Origin of the sequence: Photobacterium sp. SP02 (assembly GCF_038519165.1) — a bacterium.
GTDB lineage: Bacteria > Pseudomonadota > Gammaproteobacteria > Enterobacterales > Vibrionaceae > Photobacterium > Photobacterium halotolerans.
The window spans coordinates 20995-39744 of the sequence record NZ_JASJOJ010000001.1; the positions used below are offsets into that span (position 1 = coordinate 20995).

17 protein-coding genes and 1 riboswitch are annotated in these 18750 nt (G+C 48.6%); of the genes, 13 read left to right on the forward strand and 4 right to left on the reverse strand.

Going from position 1 to position 18750, the window contains the following annotated elements; genetic code table 11:
* Window positions 1-288: 288 nt before the first annotated feature.
* Both luxO and P0Y67_RS00110 read left to right on the forward strand, forming a co-directional pair.
* Entirely contained in the window at window positions 289-1740 is a 1452-nt protein-coding gene (gene luxO / locus P0Y67_RS00105; protein ID WP_342390229.1) for a quorum-sensing sigma-54 dependent transcriptional regulator LuxO, read from the forward strand.
* Window positions 1741-2100: an Hpt domain-containing protein gene (locus P0Y67_RS00110; protein ID WP_342390230.1), complete on the forward strand. Its 360-nt coding sequence runs from the start codon at window positions 1741-1743 to the stop codon at window positions 2098-2100.
* Here the strand turns inward: P0Y67_RS00110 and yvcK are convergent.
* The 3 genes from yvcK to P0Y67_RS00125 form a co-directional block, all read right to left on the reverse strand.
* Window positions 2062-2961 (reverse strand): uridine diphosphate-N-acetylglucosamine-binding protein YvcK, encoded by a 900-nt coding sequence (gene yvcK / locus P0Y67_RS00115; RefSeq protein WP_342390231.1) that lies wholly within the window; start codon window positions 2959-2961, stop codon window positions 2062-2064. The genes P0Y67_RS00110 and yvcK overlap by 39 nt on opposite strands.
* A 140-nt stretch (window positions 2962-3101) precedes the next feature.
* On the reverse strand, window positions 3102-3677 hold the full coding sequence (locus P0Y67_RS00120) for an LON peptidase substrate-binding domain-containing protein (RefSeq protein WP_027252791.1): 576 nt from the start codon (window positions 3675-3677) through the stop codon (window positions 3102-3104).
* A 206-nt stretch (window positions 3678-3883) separates the two neighbouring features.
* Window positions 3884-4111, reverse strand: coding sequence for a hypothetical protein (locus tag P0Y67_RS00125; RefSeq protein ID WP_161446022.1), 228 nt, complete (start codon window positions 4109-4111; stop codon window positions 3884-3886).
* Window positions 4112-4315: 204 nt separating this feature from the next.
* A riboswitch (molybdenum cofactor riboswitch) is annotated at window positions 4316-4482 on the forward strand.
* On the opposite strand from P0Y67_RS00125, the gene moaA reads away from it, so the two are divergent.
* From moaA to P0Y67_RS00180, 11 genes are all read left to right on the forward strand, one after another.
* Entirely contained in the window at window positions 4471-5460 is a 990-nt protein-coding gene (moaA, locus tag P0Y67_RS00130) for a GTP 3',8-cyclase MoaA (protein ID WP_342390232.1), read from the forward strand. It overlaps the preceding riboswitch by 12 nt.
* Before the next feature lie 36 nt (window positions 5461-5496).
* Window positions 5497-5997, forward strand: coding sequence for a cyclic pyranopterin monophosphate synthase MoaC (gene moaC, locus P0Y67_RS00135; RefSeq protein WP_342390233.1), 501 nt, complete (start codon window positions 5497-5499; stop codon window positions 5995-5997).
* On the forward strand, window positions 5994-6239 hold the full coding sequence (moaD, locus tag P0Y67_RS00140) for a molybdopterin synthase sulfur carrier subunit (protein WP_342390234.1): 246 nt from the start codon (window positions 5994-5996) through the stop codon (window positions 6237-6239). The genes moaC and moaD overlap by 4 nt, the downstream gene beginning before the upstream one ends.
* 3 nt (window positions 6240-6242) lie before the next feature.
* The gene (gene moaE, locus P0Y67_RS00145; RefSeq protein WP_342390235.1) at window positions 6243-6698 is read left to right on the forward strand and encodes a molybdopterin synthase catalytic subunit MoaE; all 456 of its coding nucleotides are present in this window, start codon (window positions 6243-6245) and stop codon (window positions 6696-6698) included.
* A 652-nt stretch (window positions 6699-7350) separates the two neighbouring features.
* The gene (locus P0Y67_RS00150) at window positions 7351-8379 is read left to right on the forward strand and encodes a porin (protein WP_342390236.1); all 1029 of its coding nucleotides are present in this window, start codon (window positions 7351-7353) and stop codon (window positions 8377-8379) included.
* Window positions 8380-9644: 1265 nt separating this feature from the next.
* Window positions 9645-11276: an ABC transporter substrate-binding protein gene (locus P0Y67_RS00155; protein ID WP_342390237.1), complete on the forward strand. Its 1632-nt coding sequence runs from the start codon at window positions 9645-9647 to the stop codon at window positions 11274-11276.
* A gap of 100 nt (window positions 11277-11376) precedes the next feature.
* Window positions 11377-12297: an oligopeptide ABC transporter permease OppB gene (oppB, locus tag P0Y67_RS00160; RefSeq protein ID WP_027252783.1), complete on the forward strand. Its 921-nt coding sequence runs from the start codon at window positions 11377-11379 to the stop codon at window positions 12295-12297.
* Window positions 12298-12312: 15 nt separating this feature from the next.
* Window positions 12313-13224 carry an oligopeptide ABC transporter permease OppC gene (gene oppC / locus P0Y67_RS00165; RefSeq protein ID WP_027252782.1) on the forward strand — a complete coding sequence of 304 codons (912 nt, stop codon included), beginning with the start codon at window positions 12313-12315 and terminating at the stop codon, window positions 13222-13224.
* A gap of 81 nt (window positions 13225-13305) precedes the next feature.
* Window positions 13306-14271 (forward strand): ABC transporter ATP-binding protein, encoded by a 966-nt coding sequence (oppD, locus tag P0Y67_RS00170; protein WP_027252781.1) that lies wholly within the window; start codon window positions 13306-13308, stop codon window positions 14269-14271.
* Window positions 14271-15260: a murein tripeptide/oligopeptide ABC transporter ATP binding protein OppF gene (oppF, locus tag P0Y67_RS00175; RefSeq protein WP_342390238.1), complete on the forward strand. Its 990-nt coding sequence runs from the start codon at window positions 14271-14273 to the stop codon at window positions 15258-15260. The genes oppD and oppF overlap by 1 nt, the downstream gene beginning before the upstream one ends.
* 168 nt (window positions 15261-15428) lie before the next feature.
* The gene (locus P0Y67_RS00180) at window positions 15429-17543 is read left to right on the forward strand and encodes a methyl-accepting chemotaxis protein (RefSeq protein ID WP_342390239.1); all 2115 of its coding nucleotides are present in this window, start codon (window positions 15429-15431) and stop codon (window positions 17541-17543) included.
* A gap of 73 nt (window positions 17544-17616) precedes the next feature.
* Here P0Y67_RS00180 and P0Y67_RS00185 read toward each other — a convergent pair whose 3' ends face one another.
* Complete coding sequence (locus P0Y67_RS00185; RefSeq protein ID WP_342390331.1) at window positions 17617-18750, reverse strand: ribosomal protein uL16 3-hydroxylase; 1134 nt, start codon at window positions 18748-18750, stop codon at window positions 17617-17619.

The window sequence follows — 18750 nt, forward strand, 5'->3', positions numbered from 1 at the left end:
TTTAAGTGAAATATTCCACAAACAACGTCAGTTGGCTAGGTTGACTCTATCAGAGTCGGTTATATTAATGCAGCAAGCGTGCCAACTTTTTAAAGTGTCTCGAAAAGTGATTATTTGGGATTTCTGGTCACCATGTCTGCACAAAAAAGTTATACTAGAGATAGTTTTTTGCATTTTGCAAACCGATTTGCAATGCGAAATGGTAAATGGCCGATAATAGAAAAGTCAGCAGGCGGTAATTTTTTCTAGTGATTACAATTAGATCAGGGATACTGCGTCGGAGGATAAATGGATAACAAGCTGAAAGTACGACAAGTACTGATGGTAGAAGATACTGCATCAGTTGCGGCCTTGTATAAATCCTACCTTAATCCGTTAGGGTTAGACGTCAAAATAGTCGGTACAGGAACAGAAGCCCTGGCAGCGATGAAGGACTCTGTGCCTGAGCTGGTACTGTTAGATTTGCGATTGCCTGACATGACAGGCATGACGGTACTTGAGCAGGTACGTAAACAACACCCCAAGTTGCCCGTGGTGATCATGACGGCTCATGGCTCTATCGATGTGGCTGTGGAAGCGATGCGTTATGGCGCGAAAGATTTCCTGATCAAACCCTGCGAAGCGGATCGGTTGCGCATCACGGTGAACAATGCGCTGAAAAATGACAAAAACGACAATAAAGCCATTTCAGTCACTCAGGGTGCGCAATATCAAGGCTTTATCGGAACCAGTCTGCCGATGCAGGCGGTGTACCGTGTGATAGAGTCCGCGGCGTCCAGTAAAGCAACCGTGTTCATTACCGGGGAAAGTGGCACAGGCAAAGAAGTGTGTGCCGAAGCCGTTCACGCCGCGAGCCCGCGCGCCAATTGCCCTTTTGTTGCACTGAACTGTGCGGCTATTCCCAAAGAGCTGATTGAAAGTGAATTGTTCGGCCATGTAAAAGGCGCGTTTACCGGTGCGCTGACAGAAAGACAAGGCGCTGTTGAGCTGGCAAACAAAGGCACTTTGTTTTTGGACGAGCTTTGCGAAATGGATTTGGAATTGCAAAGCAAATTGCTACGGTTTATTCAGACCGGCACGTTTCAGAAGGTGGGCTCTTCCGTCACCAGCTCGGTGGACGTCCGCTTTGTTTGTGCCACCAACCGCAATCCCTGGGAAGAGGTTAAACAAGGGCGATTTCGTGAAGACCTGTATTACCGCCTGCATGTTATTCCTATCAGTCTGCCGCCGCTTCGAGATCGCAGCGATGATGTCATTGAAATTGCTCATGCTTTGCTGGGACATATCTCGGTGGAAGAAGGGAAGCGCTTCAGTCGCTTTTCACCAGAGGTGATTGAACGCTTCCGCCAGCACACCTGGCCCGGGAATGTGCGTGAGTTGCAAAACGTTATCCGCAACATTGTTGTGCTCAATGATGGCGAAGAAGTACTCGTTCAGATGCTCCCTCCTTCCCTCAAGCACGTTTCTGGCGTTGAAATTGCATCAGTTAATGCTGTGTCCACATCATCTTTACCGGAACCTGGAACGGTTATCCACGCTTTGGATAGTTTGTCCGTTGTGAGTCCCAGTCAGATTGAACCATTGTGGAAGGTAGAGAAGCGGACTATACAGTCAGCAATCGCCGCCTGCGACGGGAATATTCCCAGAGCAGCCGGTTTACTGGAAGTCAGTCCATCTACCATCTATAGAAAATTACAGGCTTGGCAAGAGGCCGAGAGTAGTCAAAGGGAGAAAGAATAAATGACTGCCATTATTAATGAAGCAACATTAAAACGCTTGGCTGTTGAAGTTGGCCAGGAAACTGTTGCACTCTTGCTTGAAGTTTTCAGCGGCGAGTTAGAGCAATATTTACAACAATTAACTGAGCAGCCCAGCGTGATGCAAATCCGCGAGATTAGCCATGCGATAAAAAGCAGCGCCGCCAGTTTTGGGGCTGATGAATTAGCCCAAATGGCTCAGGAGTGTGAATCCAGAGTCAAACAGGGACAGGAATCCTGGGTCAATGATCACTTACCTGAGCTGCAACAGTTGGTGGGCGACATGGCGCAACAGTACCGACATTTAGCGTCGAATCAGGAGGCCTTCAACCGCATTTTTTAGTTTCTGCCGGTCATGGCGCCATTCATGGTTGCGGGAGGCAAACTCCCCAACCACCTGGTCATAGGCTTCGTTCAGCTCTGGCCTGTGCTTGTCCGATAACACACCGTCGATTTTTCTTCCCCCCATCGCCCTTTCACACCAGTACAACATGGTCTCAAGCGACATGCTGCCTGCCGGCCCTTTTTCTTTATCGAGATTGGCAATGAAATAGACTGGCGCATCGCAGATTTTCAGTTCATGGGCAAGGTCATTTAACAGCAGTGGCGGCATGATACTGGTCAGAAAACTGCCCGGTCCAAGCAGGACAAGATCCGCTTCTTTTATTGCAATTAACGCTTCTTTCGTTGCGGGCACGGAAGGCTCGATGAACAGGCGCTTCGGGATCTGTTGCAGCTCATCAATACTGGTTTCACCGCTAATGATATTACCGTCGGGTAACCAGGCTGCCAGATCCGTCGGGTGTTCTGACATCGGGAGGATCTGAGTCTCCACGTGCAGGATTTCCCGGATCAGATTAATGGCTTCAAGCGGACGAATACATAAGTTGTCTAATGCAGTCAGAATGAGATTGCCAAGATTATGCCCGTTCAGATCGCCATTACCCCTGAACCTGTATTCAAACAACATGGAGCCAATAGACGGCTCGGTGATTAACTGATTGATACAGTTTCTGGTATCTCCCCAGGCAATGCCGCCCATGGATGCTCTGATACGCCCGGTAGAGCCGCCATTGTCAGTGGTCGCCACTATGCCTGTGACATTAGAACCAAAGCAGGAAAGGGAAGACAGAATTCGCCCCAGGCCGTGACCACCGCCGATAGCGACAATTCTGGCAGAGGATGGAGATACATGGCTGCTCATAGGTTAAGGAATGCTCGTTATTGAATAGTGTGCTGAATGGAAAGTGTACCCAAGGGCGGGCGAGTGGGAAAGCGGCATTCCGCTGCAGTGGAATAAAATGTGCAGCCAGCACATATTTCAGTGCTGGCCGCGATCAATGGTCAGTGGTTTTGCTGCATGATGCTCTGAAGATAATCGTACGTATTCAGGCAGTTTGGCGCTGTCAGTAAGGCCTGCTTCTGAAATGCCGGCAGTGGCAGTAATTCAAGCCAGCGCTGGCATAACCAGCTGAGATTATTCAGGTATTTTGTCTGATGCAGCTTGTCCAGCTCCGGGTGATTGTTAAACATCACCTGAAGTTTTTCAGCCAATGGTTGCTGATCGTCGCGCAGTGTCATATCAGGCCACTGGGGAATGTCTTCAGGGTCAGCATAAAATACGCCATTGTCAGCTTGGTTCAGCGATTTTATCCGGAAGTTGCTGTGTCCGTATAAGGTCGCGATCAAAGCACCGTCCTGGCTTGATATGTCAAAATCTTCGACAGTGACTCGCGTACCTATGTAACAAAAATGCTGACCATGTTCGTCCTCATCGAACATACAGATACCGAAGCCATTGTCAGATGCCAGGGCAACTTTGAATGTCTCCATCTGGCTGCCCGGCGGGATACGTACTGGGATCCGACCGCCTGGCAGGATGTGACGCTGTTGAAATATCAGTGGGATCATGTCACTCATTGTCGGCTCCAATTTTTTCATTTTAGTTGGTTCTTGGTCTCATCGACGTTGCTTAACATACCTACTGCAAATTGGATGCCGGATTTTCATATGCAGTATAGCCCTGTCATAAAATTGCCATCGTTTTGAAATGCAAATCGCTTTGCAAATTGCAAATATCCCTCTGCAAATTGCATGAACAGGCAGCATAACTGTTTGCAGCAATCCTACTTTTGATTGGCGATGATTTTCATCGCAGCATCACTGGGTAACAGTTCTAAATGATTTTGCTCGTCAAAATACCAGCCCTTGATTAACCCTTTGCTTCTCATATCGGTAAAGCTGTCTATGACCTGCTTGGCCTGACTGCGGGCAAGATGGGCATCAATCCCTTCTTCCCGTTGTAGATACAAAGCAATGTCTTCAACGGTTGCAGATTCTACAATGTCCGACATAACCCCTCCCTGCCTACATCCGCTCAGATAAAACAGACTACTCCTTAGTAGTATTGTCGCTTCTGTGGGCTAGGGGTAGACTTAAAAAGGTAATTCTCAATTATTTGTCAATCAGAGCTAAACTCTGGTAATGTGAAATTACAACGCTGTTGTGTGTTTTCTGCGAAGAGTGTGAAAATTCTTTGTAAAATATTCTGACGCATAACTGCCATCAAAACTCCGAGCGACTCTCTTCTAAGTCATGAAGACATAACGGAATCGTCCATGATAAGAGGGTGTCGCCAGTGACCGGCCTGTGCTGGTTTCACTCAGGGTGAGTTCAGAAATGAGCTGGCCTCCCGTATTTGGAAAGGTGTTCCGTGGCGAAACAATTTGAAGATAACTTCCAGCGCAAATTCTATTATTTGCGCCTGTCAATCACTGATGTCTGTAACTTCAGGTGTACCTACTGTCTGCCTGATGGTTACCATCCTGAGCATGGTAAAAAGCCCTCTTTCCTGACTTTGGACGAGATTCGCCGTGTCACGTCGGCCTTTGCTGACTGCGGCACCACCAAAGTAAGGATCACCGGCGGTGAACCGAGCTTGCGGCGGGATTTTACCGACATCATCCATACTGTTGCTTCACAGCCTGGTATCGAAAAAGTGGCAACCACCACCAATGGATACCGCATGGAGAAGCAAGTTCATCAATGGCGTCAGGCCGGACTGACAAATATTAATGTCAGTGTCGATAGCCTGGATCCCCGCCAGTTCCATCTCATTACGGGTGAAAATCTGTTTCACCAGGTAATGCGTGGTGTCGATGCAGCCTTTGAAGCCGGCTATGAGCAGATCAAAGTCAATACTGTGCTGCTCAAAGGCATGAATGCCGAGCAGTTACCGCAGTTTCTGGCATGGATAAAAGATCGCCGGATTCAGCTTCGCTTTATTGAACTGATGCAGACAGGTGAGATGGATGAGCTGTTCAAACAGCGCCATGTATCCGGTGTTAGTATTCGTAATACGCTGATAGCCAATGGCTGGTTACTGAAACCCCGCGGGTTGAACGATGGTCCGGCGCAGGTTTTCTATCATCCTGATTATCTGGGCGAGATTGGCCTGATCATGCCTTATGAAAAAGGTTTTTGTACCACCTGCAACCGTTTGAGAGTATCGGCGCGGGGTAAGCTGCACCTTTGTCTTTTTGGTGATCATGGTGTTGAGCTGCGTGATTTACTGGCCAGCGATAATCAGCACGATGCTCTGATCGCCAGAATCCGTGGGGGACTGACAGAAAAATCAGTCAGTCATTACCTGCAGGATGGCATTACGGGTATGACGCCACACCTGGCTTCTATCGGCGGCTGACGCGGTTTTCCCAGATTCAATATAAAAGAGAAACTAATGACAGAACTGACTCATATTAATGCGTCCGGCGAAGCGAATATGGTGGACGTATCGGAAAAAACGGAAACCGTTCGTGAAGCGAAAGCTGAAGCTTTTGTTACCATGTCGGATAAAACACTGCAATTGATTGTCTCCGGCCAGCATCACAAAGGTGATGTGTTTGCTACCGCCAGAATTGCAGGTATTCAGGCGGCAAAGAAAACCTGGGATCTGATCCCCCTTTGCCATCCACTGCTGTTATCGAAAGTCGAAGTTCAGTTAGAGGCCCAGCCTGAACACAGCCGGGTACGTATTGTGTCTACCTGTAAGCTGGCAGGGAAAACCGGCGTTGAGATGGAAGCCCTGACCGCGGCATCGGTGGCGGCATTGACCATCTATGATATGTGTAAAGCGGTACAGAAAGACATGGTTATCGGCCCTGTCAGGTTACTGGAAAAACGCGGCGGAAAATCCGGCGATTTTCAGGTATCAACGGATACCCAGGGAGAGGGACTATGATTACTGTGCTGTTTTTTGCCCAAGTGCGCGAATTGATCGGTGAAGATAAATTGCAAATCCCCTTTGAGTATCCAACAGCTGAAGACTTACGTGCATTTTTGTCATCGCGCGGTGAGAAATGGGCGTTAGCGCTGGATAACGACAAATTGTTAGTGGCCGTCAATCAAACTATCTGCCCGTTGGATACTCAGCTGAACGACGGCGATGAAGTGGCCTTTTTTCCACCGGTTACCGGGGGGTGAAAGATGACAGATAAGATTTGCGTGCAGGCTGAGGACTTCAGTTTAGCGCTGGAATATCAAGCCTTAGCCGAAGGAAACCAGGCTGGCGCAGTGGTGACTTTCGTCGGAAAAGTCAGGGATATGAACCTGGGCGAATCCGTATCGACTCTGACGCTCGAACATTATCCTGGCATGACGGAAAAGTCGTTGCTATCTATTGTTGAGCAAGCGAAGTCGCGCTGGCCGGTTTTGGCTGCAACTGTCATCCATCGGGTCGGTCAGTTAACAGCAGGCGACCAGATTGTGTTTGTCGGGGTATCCAGCGCGCACCGGGGAGCGGCTTTTCAAGCCTGCGAATTCATTATGGATTACCTGAAAACCGAGGCACCTTTCTGGAAGAAAGAGGTCAGGGAAGGTGAAACCAGCTGGGTCGATGCCAGAGAAACGGACCAGCAAGCCAGGCAGCGCTGGCAAAAATAAAAAAAATAAATGTTAAAACCTGATTAATAGGTGTGTCTTCTATTGTCTCCCTGAGAGTAGAGTAAAACACCTATTAATCTATCCGCACCAGTGAAACCATCCTAATAACCCGCAGTGATCTGTGATCTCTACCTGACATCTTATTTGTTGGCGTTATTTTACGTTCATATAAAATGCATATCTTTGCTTAAAAAATGCATACCCGATGTATAAAACCAGTCTCTCATTGTGATGGCGAATTTTTGCTCCGTCCATGTTTGTAAACACAGTATTAACAACGTAAAGGGTGAAAAATGACACTTTTTTATTGTGCTAAAAAGACCACTAATCCAGAAAGTTCAAAAAAATGTTTATATCTTTTTAATTCTAATTTCATAAACCTTATAACCAAAAATCATTAAGCTTAGGTTCAGTTTTGTGAATGAAATGGTAGCTGGCATTCAATGCAATCCTTCTTATTTGGTTTTTTATTTTATTTTTATGGTTATTTATTCATGGTGGATCATGATCACAATTCTCGTTTTGGTGGTTTTTTATACTAACTTGTTGCGTTGATGTTGAAATGTTCTGTTGCGCCGCTGTTCAGTGCCTGTTAAGTTTTTGTCGTCCTTGGATGGGGCCAAATAACATAAAATCGTTACAGGAATGTAAAATGAAAAAGACACTTTTAGCAGTAGCAATCCCTACCTTATTGATTGCCAACACAGCGAATGCTTATGAGTTGATCAACGAAGAAGGAAAGTTCGTTGATTTTTATGGCCAGCTGCGTACTCAGTTGGAAAAGAAAGAAGATAAAGACGTTACCCTGAACGCGGGATCTTCTCGTGCAGGTGTGAATGCCAAATATGCAGTGAATGATGACCTAGATGTCGTGGGTACCGTAGAGTTCGGCATCGGCTTTAAAGAAGGCTCTTACGATATGGCAAACCGTCTGCATTTTGCAGGTTTTGCTACACAAGTAGGTACTTTCACTTTTGGTCGTCAGTGGGTGTCTACTGAAGATGTTTGGGGTGCTGACTACTCGTATTTCTTCGGCGGTACTGGTATCGGTGGTATATCTGAATTCGTATCTGGTGCTCGCCACGATTCAGCTATTAAGTATAAGTATGAAGGTGAATCTTTCTGGGTTAACAGTACTTACGGCCTTAGCGAAGATGACACTAATCAGGAATTAGCTGAGTTGTATGCTGGTACTTCATTTGGTGCTCTGAGTTTACATGCTGGTGGTGGTTCAAATCGCGATAAATCTTTTGATGCTGGTGCTCTGACAATGGATGTTCAGAACACTTATTTTGAAGGTACTGCTGAATACTCATTTGGTGCAGCGACAATTGGCCTGACTTACATCAATGGTAAGTTGGAAGACAAAGGGAGTGACTTGTCTGTTGATACCGATAACGTTATGTTAGCTGCGCAGTACAGCCTGAATTCTCAAGCGAGTGTTTATGGTGGTTATGAACTAACTAACTATGATGCTAGCACTGGTGATTCCGAAGATTATACCGTTGTATACGTTGGTACTGTTTACAAGTTGAACTCTTGGTCTCGTGTATATGCTGAATATGGCTTTGCCGATGGTGGTACGCTGGGTTATTCCAACGAAAATGCTGACTTGGTGGTTGCCCCAACTAAGTTTGACGGTGAAAGCAACTTCGCAGTCGGTTACCGCGTTTACTGGTAATCCCTTCGCGTAACTGCAGTTCGTAACTTGCAAATACTACTGCCTTTGAACCCGGTGCCATGGTGCCGGGTTTATGTTTATAAGCAGGTTACAGCAAAAAAGTACAAAACAAAAAATAGCCCCAAATCTGGGGCTATTTCATCACATTAAGAGTCGATAATTACTCTTAAATGCTTACTTAATACCTTCTTCTTCTTTCACTTTACGCGCTGGTGGCATGTAGCCATGACGGACTCGTGAAGGGCTGGGGCGTGATGCGCCGCCGGCTGGTCTCATAGTTGCACTCTCGATCACTAACGGAAATATTCAGGAACAGGTTGATTGGCATTTGCCTTCACTGCTGCCAGTAGAATAGCCCTGCCAATATCGGTGATATTAGCGCTAAAAATCTGGCTGAGATACTTGAAAATTGCGTTGAAATGGGGATGTGAAAACAAAATCTAACAGCGTTTTTTTTATACGCTTTTGTTCTTAAAACCCGCCTTCGGCAGAGCATGAAATTTTGTGCCATAGTTAATATCTGCGGGAAACGGCCGCGGTGGTGATTACGCCAATCGTGAAGGCATAAATGTTTTTACCAGCCTGGAATTTTAATGCAGTAAATACACATTGATTTTCTGTTTTAGCATAGGAGCGGGTATGAAGCACAGACGCGTATCAAACAGACGAGTTAAACAGATTCTGGAAGATGCGGGCATTAGAGCCCCATTTTCTGATCAGATGCATGATGATCGTGACATGCAGCGAGAAGGAAAAAGTGAGACCTTTGATGACAGCCACTCACAGTTAAGAACTGAGTCAGATCGAAAATAACGATTATTTTGTCTTAAAAAGCGCCAATTTTGGCGCTTTTTTTGTTGCGTTCGATCAAGATTCTAAAAGTTACAGGTTGCATATTTGTGAAGATTGAAATTTAAACCAGATAAAATGGCGATTATTTGATTTATTATGCTATTAAATTGCACGTTTATTCATGTTATCAGTATGTTTAGCTGTATTGACTATTAACGATGAATAAAGTGGATAAATTATCTGTCTGCGTATTTTCACTCGAAATTTTTGTCTTTATTCGTCATTTTTATGAGGTGTGTTCGCTGTTTTGTGATGATTTTATGGCAAATATTGTTAGTTACTGTTAAAGTTTTCAACCAATTCTTCGGCTGTTTCATCATTGTTAATTGGAATAACAATGCATGATAACGGTTATCATTAGCCTGGTTGAAGAAAGTCATGGACGCAATGAAATAATGTATTGGAGATAATGCATGTTTAAGAACAAAATTACTCAGGCACTTCTGCTTGGCGCGGGTGTTTCTGTTGCAGCAGCTTCATTTTCTGCAATGGCCGCAAATGTACCGGCTGGTGTGAAACTGGCTGAGAAGCAAGAACTGGTACGTGGTAATGGTACTGAGGTTGCTTCTATCGACCCGCACAAAACGGAAGGTGTGCCGGAGTCCCACGTAATTCGCGATTTGCTGGAAGGTCTGGTTAACCAGGATGGTGACGGAAATACAGTTCCAGGTGTTGCAGAAAGCTGGGAAACCAAAGATAACCGCACGTTTATTTTCCACCTGCGCAAAGATGCTAAATGGTCAAACGGTGATCCTGTCACAGCCGGTGACTTCGTATACAGCTTCAAGCGTGCGGTAGATCCTGCTACTGCTTCCCCTTATTCATGGTATCTGGAAATGACGACCATGAAGAATGCTGCAGATATTATTGCTGGGAAGAAAGAAGTTAGCTCGCTGGGTGTTTTCGCAGTAGATGACAACACACTGCGCATCGAGCTTGAGCAGGCCGTTCCTTACTTCGTTAAGATGATGGGCCACACCACAGTGAAACCCGTCAACCAGAAAGTGGTTGAAAAATTTGGTGATGACTGGACCAAGCCAGAAAACTTCGTGGGTAACGGTGCTTACGTAATGGACAACTGGGTTGTGAATGAACGCATCGAAATGAAGCGCAACCCTTACTACTGGGATAACGAGCACACTGTCATCGACAAAGTGACTTACCTGCCAATCGAAAACCAGGTTGCAGAAATGAACCGTTTCCTGGCCGGTGAAATTGATATCACCAACGAATTGCCCAATGAGCATTTCCGTCGCCTGGAAAAAGAGCACCCTGAAGATGTGGCTATCTCGGGTAACCTGTGTTCTTACTACTACGGCTTTAACAACGCGAAAGCACCGTTTGATGATGTGCGTGTGCGTAAAGCCCTGTCTTTCGCGATTGACCGTGACATCATCACTAAAGCACTGCTGGGCCAGGGCCAGAAACCGGCTTACTTCCTGACACCGGAAATCACAGCTGGCTTTGATCCGGTTGCGCCAGAATATGCAGGTATGACGCAGAAAGAGCGTGTGGCGAAAGCCAAAGAATTGCTGAAAGAAGCAGGCTTTGACAGCAGCAACCCGCTGAACTTTACACTGCTCTATAACACTTCAGAAAACCACAAGAAAATTGCCGTTGCGATTGCATCAATGTGGAAAAAGAGCCTGGGTGTGACCGCTGAGCTGGAAAACCAGGAGTGGAAGACCTACCTGGACAACCGTCGTCAGGGTAATTTCTCTGTCACACGTGCCGGTTGGTGTGGTGACTATAATGAAGCATCGAGCTTCCTGTCTCTGATGCAAAGCAACAACTCTTCAAACGATCCTCGCTATCACAGCAAAGCGTACGACGACATCATGGCAAAAGCTCTTGACTCAACGTCTGATGCTGAGCGTGAAGCACTGTACGTCGAGGCTGAGAAACTGCTGGCGAAAGATATGCCAATCGCGCCTATCTATCAGTACGTGAAAGCACGTCTTGTGAACCCGAAAGTGGGTGGTTACCCACGTAATAATGCGGAAGACAAGATGTTCACCAAAGACATGTACATCATTGCTGAATAATAAACAGCAAGAATCAAAAATATAAGACTAGCCCGCATCTCCTCCTCAGTAGGGTGAGGAGATGCGGCAATTCTGTCACAGCTATTAGTCGGTAACAATTATGATTAAATTTGTTGCAAAACGGATTTTTGAGGCGATCCCAACGCTGTTGGTTCTGATCACAATCTCATTTTTCCTGATGCGCTTCGCGCCGGGTAATCCGTTCTCAAGTGAGCGCCCACTTCCGCCGGAAGTGATGGCAAATATCGAAGCCAAGTATGGTCTGGATAAGCCTGTTTTCGAACAGTACACCACCTACCTGGGTAATATTCTGCAGGGCGACTTTGGCCCGTCTTTTAAATATAAAGATTTCAGCGTGAATGAGCTGGTTCAGGATGCCTTGCCGGTTTCTGCGAAAATTGGTTTCTTTGCCTTTGTGTTTGCGCTGGTGATGGGGGTGACGGTCGGCACGCTTGCCGCGCTCAAGCAGAACACCTGGCTTGATTACCTGATAATGTCGACGGCCATGGCCGGGGTGGTGATGCCATCCTTTATTCTGGCGCCTGTCCTTATTTATATCTTTTCCATTAATATGCAATGGTTGCCGGCAGGCGGCTGGCAGGATGGATCGGTGAAATTCATGCTGCTGCCTATGTTAGGTATGGCGCTGCTGTATGTGGCGACATTTGCCCGTATTACCCGTGGCAGCATGATTGAAACACTGAACAGTAACTTTATCCGTACTGCCCGTGCTAAAGGCCTGAGTTACCCGTATATCATTGTCAAGCACGCACTGAAGCCAGCCTTGTTGCCTGTTGTCTCATACATGGGCCCGGCTTTCGTCGGTATTATCACCGGCTCTGTGGTGATTGAAACCATCTTCGGTCTGCCAGGAATTGGGAAGCTGTTCGTGAATGCAGCTTTCAACCGTGATTATTCACTGGTGCTTGGTATTACTATTCTGATCGGTACGCTGACCATTCTGTTCAATGCAATTGTTGATATTGTTCTGGCGTATATCGATCCGAAAATCCGCTACTAAGGAAGCTGACCGATGATGTTAACTAAAAAAGAAAACGTAAACGCGGTAGAGAAGTTTTCAGAGCAGCTGGAAATTGAAGGCCGCAGTCTGTGGCAGGACGCCCGTACCCGATTTACACGTAACAAAGCTGCCATGATCAGTCTGGCCATTCTGTCTTTGATCTGTCTGGCTGTTATTTTCGGGCCTATGTTCAGCCAGTATGCCTTTGATGACACCGATTGGTATGCATTGCATGCCGCGCCAAGTCTTGGTCCGGAAGGCCACCTGTTCGGCACGGACAGTCTGGGGCGTGATTTGTATACGCGTACCCTGATCGGCGGCCGTATCTCATTGATGGTCGGTATTCTCGGTGCCCTGGTTGCTGTTGTTATCGGCACCTTGTATGGTGCAACGTCCGGCTTTCTTGGCGGCCGCACCGACCGTGTCATGATGCGTATTCTGGAAATTCTGTACTCGATTCCGTTTATGTTCTTCGTGATCGTTCTGGTGACCTTCTTTGGTCGTAATATCATGCTGATCTTCGTGGCGATTGGTGCGATTTCATGGCTGGATATGGCCCGTATCGTACGTGGTCAGACGTTGTCACTGCGCAGCAAAGAGTTTATCGAAGCGGCCCATGTGTCTGGTGTCAGCCGCTGGAATATTATTACCCGTCATATCGTGCCTAACGTACTGGGTATTGTTGCTGTGTATTCAACACTGCTGGTACCGCAGATGATTTTGACCGAATCTTTCCTGAGTTTCCTTGGTCTGGGTGTACAGGAGCCAATGACCAGCTGGGGTGCCCTGCTGCAAGAAGGGGCACAAACAATGGAGATTGCCATCTGGCAGCTGTTGTTCCCTGCGATATTTATGGTCCTGACTTTATTCTGCTTTAACTATGTTGGCGACGGCCTGCGCGACGCGCTGGATCCGAAAGACAGATAAAACCAAGGAATATTCATTGCCGCTGTTCAGGTGACCTTGCTGGAACACTGACTGCACGGCGGCAAGATAAGGAAGTGAAATATGAGCTTATTAGATGTCAAAGATCTGCGGGTAGAGTTCACCACGCAAGATGGTATTGTCACCGCAGTGAATGATTTGAACTTTTCTCTTAGCCAGGGTGAGACCCTGGGAATCGTGGGTGAGTCGGGTTCAGGCAAAAGCCAGACCGTGTTCTCGATTATGGGTCTTCTTGCCAAGAACGGTAAGATCAGCGGCAGCGCGAAATTTGAAGGCCGTGAAATCCTGAATTTGCCGGAGCGTGAACTCAATAAGATCCGCGCCGAGCAGATTGCGATGATTTTCCAGGACCCGATGACATCGCTGAACCCTTACATGAAAGTCAGCGATCAGCTGATGGAAGTGCTGATGCTGCATAAAGGGTTGGGACGTGCTGAAGCTTTCGAAGAAAGTGTGCGCATGCTCGATGCGGTGAAAATTCCGGAAGCACGCAAGCGAATTACCATGTACCCGCACGAGTTTTCCGGCGGCATGCGTCAGCGTGTGATGATCGCCATGGCGCTGCTGTGCCGTCCGAAACTGCTGATTGCCGATGAACCAACCACGGCCCTGGACGTTACCGTACAGGCGCAAATCATGGATTTGCTGAACGAGCTGAAAAGTGATTTCAACACCGCCATTATCATGATCACCCATGATCTGGGCGTAGTAGCCGGTAGCTGTGACAAAGTGCTGGTCATGTACGCTGGCCGTACCATGGAATATGGCAAAATCGATGAGATTTTCTATAAACCTGCTCACCCTTACACCGAAGGTCTGCTGAGAGCGATTCCCCGTCTGGATACCGAAGGCGAAGAACTGCCGACGATTCCGGGCAATCCGCCAAACTTACTGCGCCTGCCTGTCGGCTGTCCGTATCAGGAGCGTTGCCACCGTGTCAGCAGCCGCTGTTCACAGGAAGCCCCTTCACTGGAACCTTTTGCTGAGGGGCGTTTACGTGCATGTTTTTCTGATGTGGGGACGTGGTAATGCAAGCAGAAAAGAAAGTTTTACTCGATATTAAAGATCTCAAAGTTCACTTCAACATTGCACCCAAGTCAGCCTGGCCCTGGACCAAACCGCTCAAGCTGAAAGCTGTCGACGGGGTCGGAATTCGTTTGTACGAAGGCGAGACGCTGGGCGTTGTGGGTGAGTCGGGTTGTGGTAAGTCGACCTTTGCCCGTGCTGTGATTGGTCTGGTTGAAGCCACAGAAGGTAATGTTGTCTGGCTGGGGCAGGATCTGACCAAGCTGGAACACAATGCGATGCGTGAAAAACGCAAAGAAATCCAGATGATTTTTCAGGATCCGCTGGCCTCTCTGAACCCGCGTATGACGGTGGGAGATATCATTGCCGAGCCATTGAAAACCTTTTATCCGGAGCTGACGACAGATGAAGTTAAAGCCCGGGTGAAAGAAATGATGAATAAGGTGGGCCTGTTACCTAATGTGATCAACCGTTACCCGCATGAGTTCTCCGGCGGTCAGTGTCAGCGTATCGGTATTGCGCGCGCACTGATCCTGAAACCTAAGCTGATTATCTGTGATGAGCCGGTGTCGGCCCTGGATGTATCTATCCAGGCTCAGGTGGTCAACCTGTTGAAATCACTGCAGAAAGAGATGGGCCTCAGCCTGATCTTTATTGCCCACGACCTGTCGGTGGTGAAGCATATCTCGGATCGCGTCATGGTGATGTATCTGGGTAATGCCGTTGAAATCGGTGAGGGAGATGCGCTGTTTGACGGACCTAAGCACCCTTATACCAAGGCACTGATGTCTGCTGTTCCTATTCCGGACCCGGAGAAGGAGCGCAATAAGACCATTCAGTTACTGGAAGGTGATTTACCTTCACCCATGAATCCACCCTCGGGTTGCGTGTTCAGAACGCGCTGTCCGCAGGCAACCGACAGCTGTGCGCAGAAAAAGCCTCAATTAGAAGGCGGAGACGTACATGCCGTGGCTTGCCTGAATGTGCATTGATTTAAGCCTGTGACAGGCTTTAAGCGCGGCGTAAAACCCGCGCTTTTTTTGTTACACCCCAGAAAGATTGAATAAAAATCAAACTTTTGAGTGTTTTGTTAACATCTAATTGATGTTGTTGTCACCAAAAGTTACATTTTGACTGATTTGACTTACAAGGACGGTTATATGCGGTCACTTTCGGTTCAGTGGAAAATTACCCTGATGGCGGGGTTTGCCTTGCTGGCAACCGCTGCGGTACTCACCAGCCTCTCGTTTTACTTTTCGGGACAAAGCCAGCAGCTGGTTAGCCAGCAGTCATTCAGTTCGCTGCGAAATCAGTCGCAAGAGCTGGTTAAAGCACAGGCTGAAAGACAGGCGATTTCTGTTCAGCAATTTTTTGATGAAGCGTCACACCGGGCTGAGATGCTGGCTCAGAGTGTGCTGTTTCTGAAATATAACGCGGAAGAAAATTATACTAACAGCGCTGAACTGCGCGGCTCGATTACCGAGTTACTCCGCCGCTCTGTCAATGAATTTGCCAACATTCATGGCGCGTTTGTGGTGTTTGAGCCGGACGCTCTGGATGGTGAAGATGGCAATTACGCCGATGCTGCCTATGTCGGAGCCAATGCGACCGGGCGATTTTCACCCTACTGGTACCGTGGCGAAAGTGGCGAAGCCGAGCAACGTATTATCAGTGAAGCGAAAATTGGCGATAAGGCCACCAATGCCTGGTATACCTGCAGCCTCAATGGCAGGGAATCCTGTGTTCAGGATCCGGTATTCTCTACCGATAATGGCCAGAAAGTGCTGCTGAGCTCCATTACTATTCCGCTGATTGTAAAGGGCAAAGCCGTTGGTGTGATGGGGATTGATGTCAAGCTGGATTCCTTACAGAGTGTCATCAATACCGTAGACGATAACCTGTTTAACGCCAGCGGTAAGGTTTCTCTGGTCAGTCAGAATGGTACTGTTGTTGCGTGGGATCAGGCCAGCGACAGAGTCGGCAGCACCGTCATGCCGGGTGATGGCCTGCCCGGAACACTGACTGACTGGCTCAGACAGGGCACGCAAGTGGTGGGCTGGAGTCAGGAGCAAAGCTGGCTGACCGCATACAATCCGGTTGAACTGGGCCAGACAACCTGGGGTGTGGTCATTCAGCTGCCAGCGGAAAAAGTGCTGGCTGAAGCAACAACCTTGGATCATGCGATTCAGAAACAGCGAGATGAATCTTCTGCTATTCAGCTGATGGCCAGCCTGGCGATTGCAGCGGCTGGCCTGCTGATGCTGTGGTTTGCTGCTGCCCGTCTGGTTGCCCCTATTCGTCAGATTGCCGAACGGTTGAAAGATATTGCCTCAGGGGAAGGGGATTTAACCCAGCGGCTGCATGTTGGCCAGCAAGACGAACTGGGTGAGCTGGCGACCTGGTTTAACCGCTTCCTGGATAAATTGCAGCACACCATCTCACAAGTGATCATTGCGGTTGATGAAGTCGGCACGACGGCCAATGAAGCCGCGCAGGTGGCAAGCCACACCCGTGACGGCAGCCAGGCGCAGTTTAAAGAAGTCGACATGGTGGCGACGGCGTCTGAAGAAATGGCACAGACGGCCGAGCAGGTTGTCAGTCATACCGAAACAGCGGTTGGTGCTGCCCGCGATGCGGACTCTGCTGCCGTAGAGGGCCAGGGGGTGATTCATGCCTCAGCAGAATCCATGAACCATCTGGTTTCCCGGATGGAAACGGCTGTGCCTGTCGCCCGTGACCTGGAACGCAACAGCGAAGATATCAATCAGATCCTGCAGGTGATTGCCGGCATTTCAGAACAGACTAACCTGCTGGCCCTGAATGCGGCCATTGAAGCGGCGCGGGCCGGCGAGCAAGGCCGGGGATTTGCAGTGGTCGCGGACGAGGTGCGTCAGCTCGCCAGCCGGACTCAGGACTCTGTCGGCCAGATCCGCAACGTGATTGAGGTGCTGCAGCAGGGTACCCGCGATGTGGTGAATGCGATTGAAGAAGGCAACCAGCTGGCAGGTGATACCGCGCATCAGGTCAGTGAGGCAGTCGCGAGCCTGGAGCGTATTACCGAAGCGGTCCGTGCTATTCAGTCTATGAATGAGCAAATTATGCATGCCGCTGGTGAGCAACGAGCGGTCGCCGGAGAAGTGAACCGTAACGTATCGAATATCCGCGAGCTGAGTGAGACGATTTTAGGGCAGGCTGAACACTCGGCCACCATAGGCCAGCGCTTAACCTCTTTGTCTCATAAACAGCAAGAGTTAGCGGGTCAGTTTAAAGTGTGATAGCGCCCGCCGCAGTCAGCGTAACCAAAAAAAGCCCGCAGCGCGGGCTTTTCTACCTTAAGGGGAATCTGATTTAGTCGGCCTGATGCCAGTAACCCATGTTCACCCATTGGGTCAGCAATAAAATTAATGCTGAGTTATTGATGAGCTCACCCACCTCTGCGATAGAGAAACTGTCCTGATTGCAAAGCCAGTCGGCGGCCTGTTCGCAACCGGCGGGTAACTCGTAGCGCTCGCCGTCAATATAAACAATGTGCGGCTGCCCCTGATGGTAGAACGCACGCAGGCCGCCAACTTTGTAGAAGATTTCACCCTGCATCAGCGCGCCCACGATTTCATCACCCGACCAGGCCGGGTCGGCTGCGATCACATCCATGTTATGGCGACTCAGGCTTAGATATTCTCCCAGCCACTGATGCATGGTCTCCGGTTTTTCCATCAGGCTGCGCATCATGGCGATCAGATCCTGGCATTCGCTGGCTGGCAGTTCGCCGACCTTATCGCGAGATGGAAGATCCGGGTTGTGATAATGCTCATCGCCCAGCTCATTTTCGATGATGAAATCAGCAAAGCTGCTCAGCAGCTCCTGTTGTTTCGGTGAACGGAACCCCATTGAGTAGCTCATTGCGGTTTCCAGTGCATAACCGTCATGGGGGAATCCGGCGGGAATATACAGAATATCACCCGGCTCCAGCACTTCATCTATGATAGGGTCGAACCCGGTAATCTGGCGCAGATTCGGATGACGGAAGCACTCTTCGTAGTTGTCTTTGCGTGGGCCGACACGCCAGCGGCGTTGTCCGGAACCCTGAATAATGAAGACATCATACTGGTCGAAATGGGGGCCGACGCCGCCTCCCGGGGTGGAGTAGCTGATCATCAGATCATCAAACAGCCAGCCGGGCATGGCCTGGAACGGTTTGACCAGCCTGGCCGCGCCGCTGTGCCAGTGGTTGGCTGCCTGCACCATGAAAGACCAGTGATCATCCGGCAGGTTGTCAAAGCTCAGCGGCCCTTGTTCGACTTGCCAGTCTTCACCCTGACGTGCGATATAACGGGAATCGACTTCTTCTTCCATCGCCAGTCCGGCCAGTTCATCTGGTGAGATAGGGTCAACGAAATCGGCAAAACCGCCTTTAATCACTGTGGGTTGCTTTTGCCAGTAAGTCGATAAGAACTCGCTGAACGAGAAGGTAAATTGATACAC

What these genes read in the sequence shown, in the direction of transcription:
- luxO (WP_342390229.1), top strand. Translation starts at nt 289, where the DNA reads ATGGATAACAAGCTGAAAGTACGACAAGTACTGATGGTAGAAGATACT.
- P0Y67_RS00110 (WP_342390230.1), top strand. Translation starts at nt 1,741, where the DNA reads ATGACTGCCATTATTAATGAAGCAACATTAAAACGCTTGGCTGTTGAA.
- yvcK (WP_342390231.1), bottom strand. Translation starts at nt 2,961, where the DNA reads ATGAGCAGCCATGTATCTCCATCCTCTGCCAGAATTGTCGCTATCGGC.
- P0Y67_RS00120 (WP_027252791.1), bottom strand. Translation starts at nt 3,677, where the DNA reads ATGAGTGACATGATCCCACTGATATTTCAACAGCGTCACATCCTGCCA.
- P0Y67_RS00125 (WP_161446022.1), bottom strand. Translation starts at nt 4,111, where the DNA reads ATGTCGGACATTGTAGAATCTGCAACCGTTGAAGACATTGCTTTGTAT.
- moaC (WP_342390233.1), top strand. Translation starts at nt 5,497, where the DNA reads ATGACAGAACTGACTCATATTAATGCGTCCGGCGAAGCGAATATGGTG.
- moaD (WP_342390234.1), top strand. Translation starts at nt 5,994, where the DNA reads ATGATTACTGTGCTGTTTTTTGCCCAAGTGCGCGAATTGATCGGTGAA.
- moaE (WP_342390235.1), top strand. Translation starts at nt 6,243, where the DNA reads ATGACAGATAAGATTTGCGTGCAGGCTGAGGACTTCAGTTTAGCGCTG.
- P0Y67_RS00150 (WP_342390236.1), top strand. Translation starts at nt 7,351, where the DNA reads ATGAAAAAGACACTTTTAGCAGTAGCAATCCCTACCTTATTGATTGCC.
- P0Y67_RS00155 (WP_342390237.1), top strand. Translation starts at nt 9,645, where the DNA reads ATGTTTAAGAACAAAATTACTCAGGCACTTCTGCTTGGCGCGGGTGTT.
- oppB (WP_027252783.1), top strand. Translation starts at nt 11,377, where the DNA reads ATGATTAAATTTGTTGCAAAACGGATTTTTGAGGCGATCCCAACGCTG.
- oppC (WP_027252782.1), top strand. Translation starts at nt 12,313, where the DNA reads ATGTTAACTAAAAAAGAAAACGTAAACGCGGTAGAGAAGTTTTCAGAG.
- oppD (WP_027252781.1), top strand. Translation starts at nt 13,306, where the DNA reads ATGAGCTTATTAGATGTCAAAGATCTGCGGGTAGAGTTCACCACGCAA.
- oppF (WP_342390238.1), top strand. Translation starts at nt 14,271, where the DNA reads ATGCAAGCAGAAAAGAAAGTTTTACTCGATATTAAAGATCTCAAAGTT.
- P0Y67_RS00180 (WP_342390239.1), top strand. Translation starts at nt 15,429, where the DNA reads ATGCGGTCACTTTCGGTTCAGTGGAAAATTACCCTGATGGCGGGGTTT.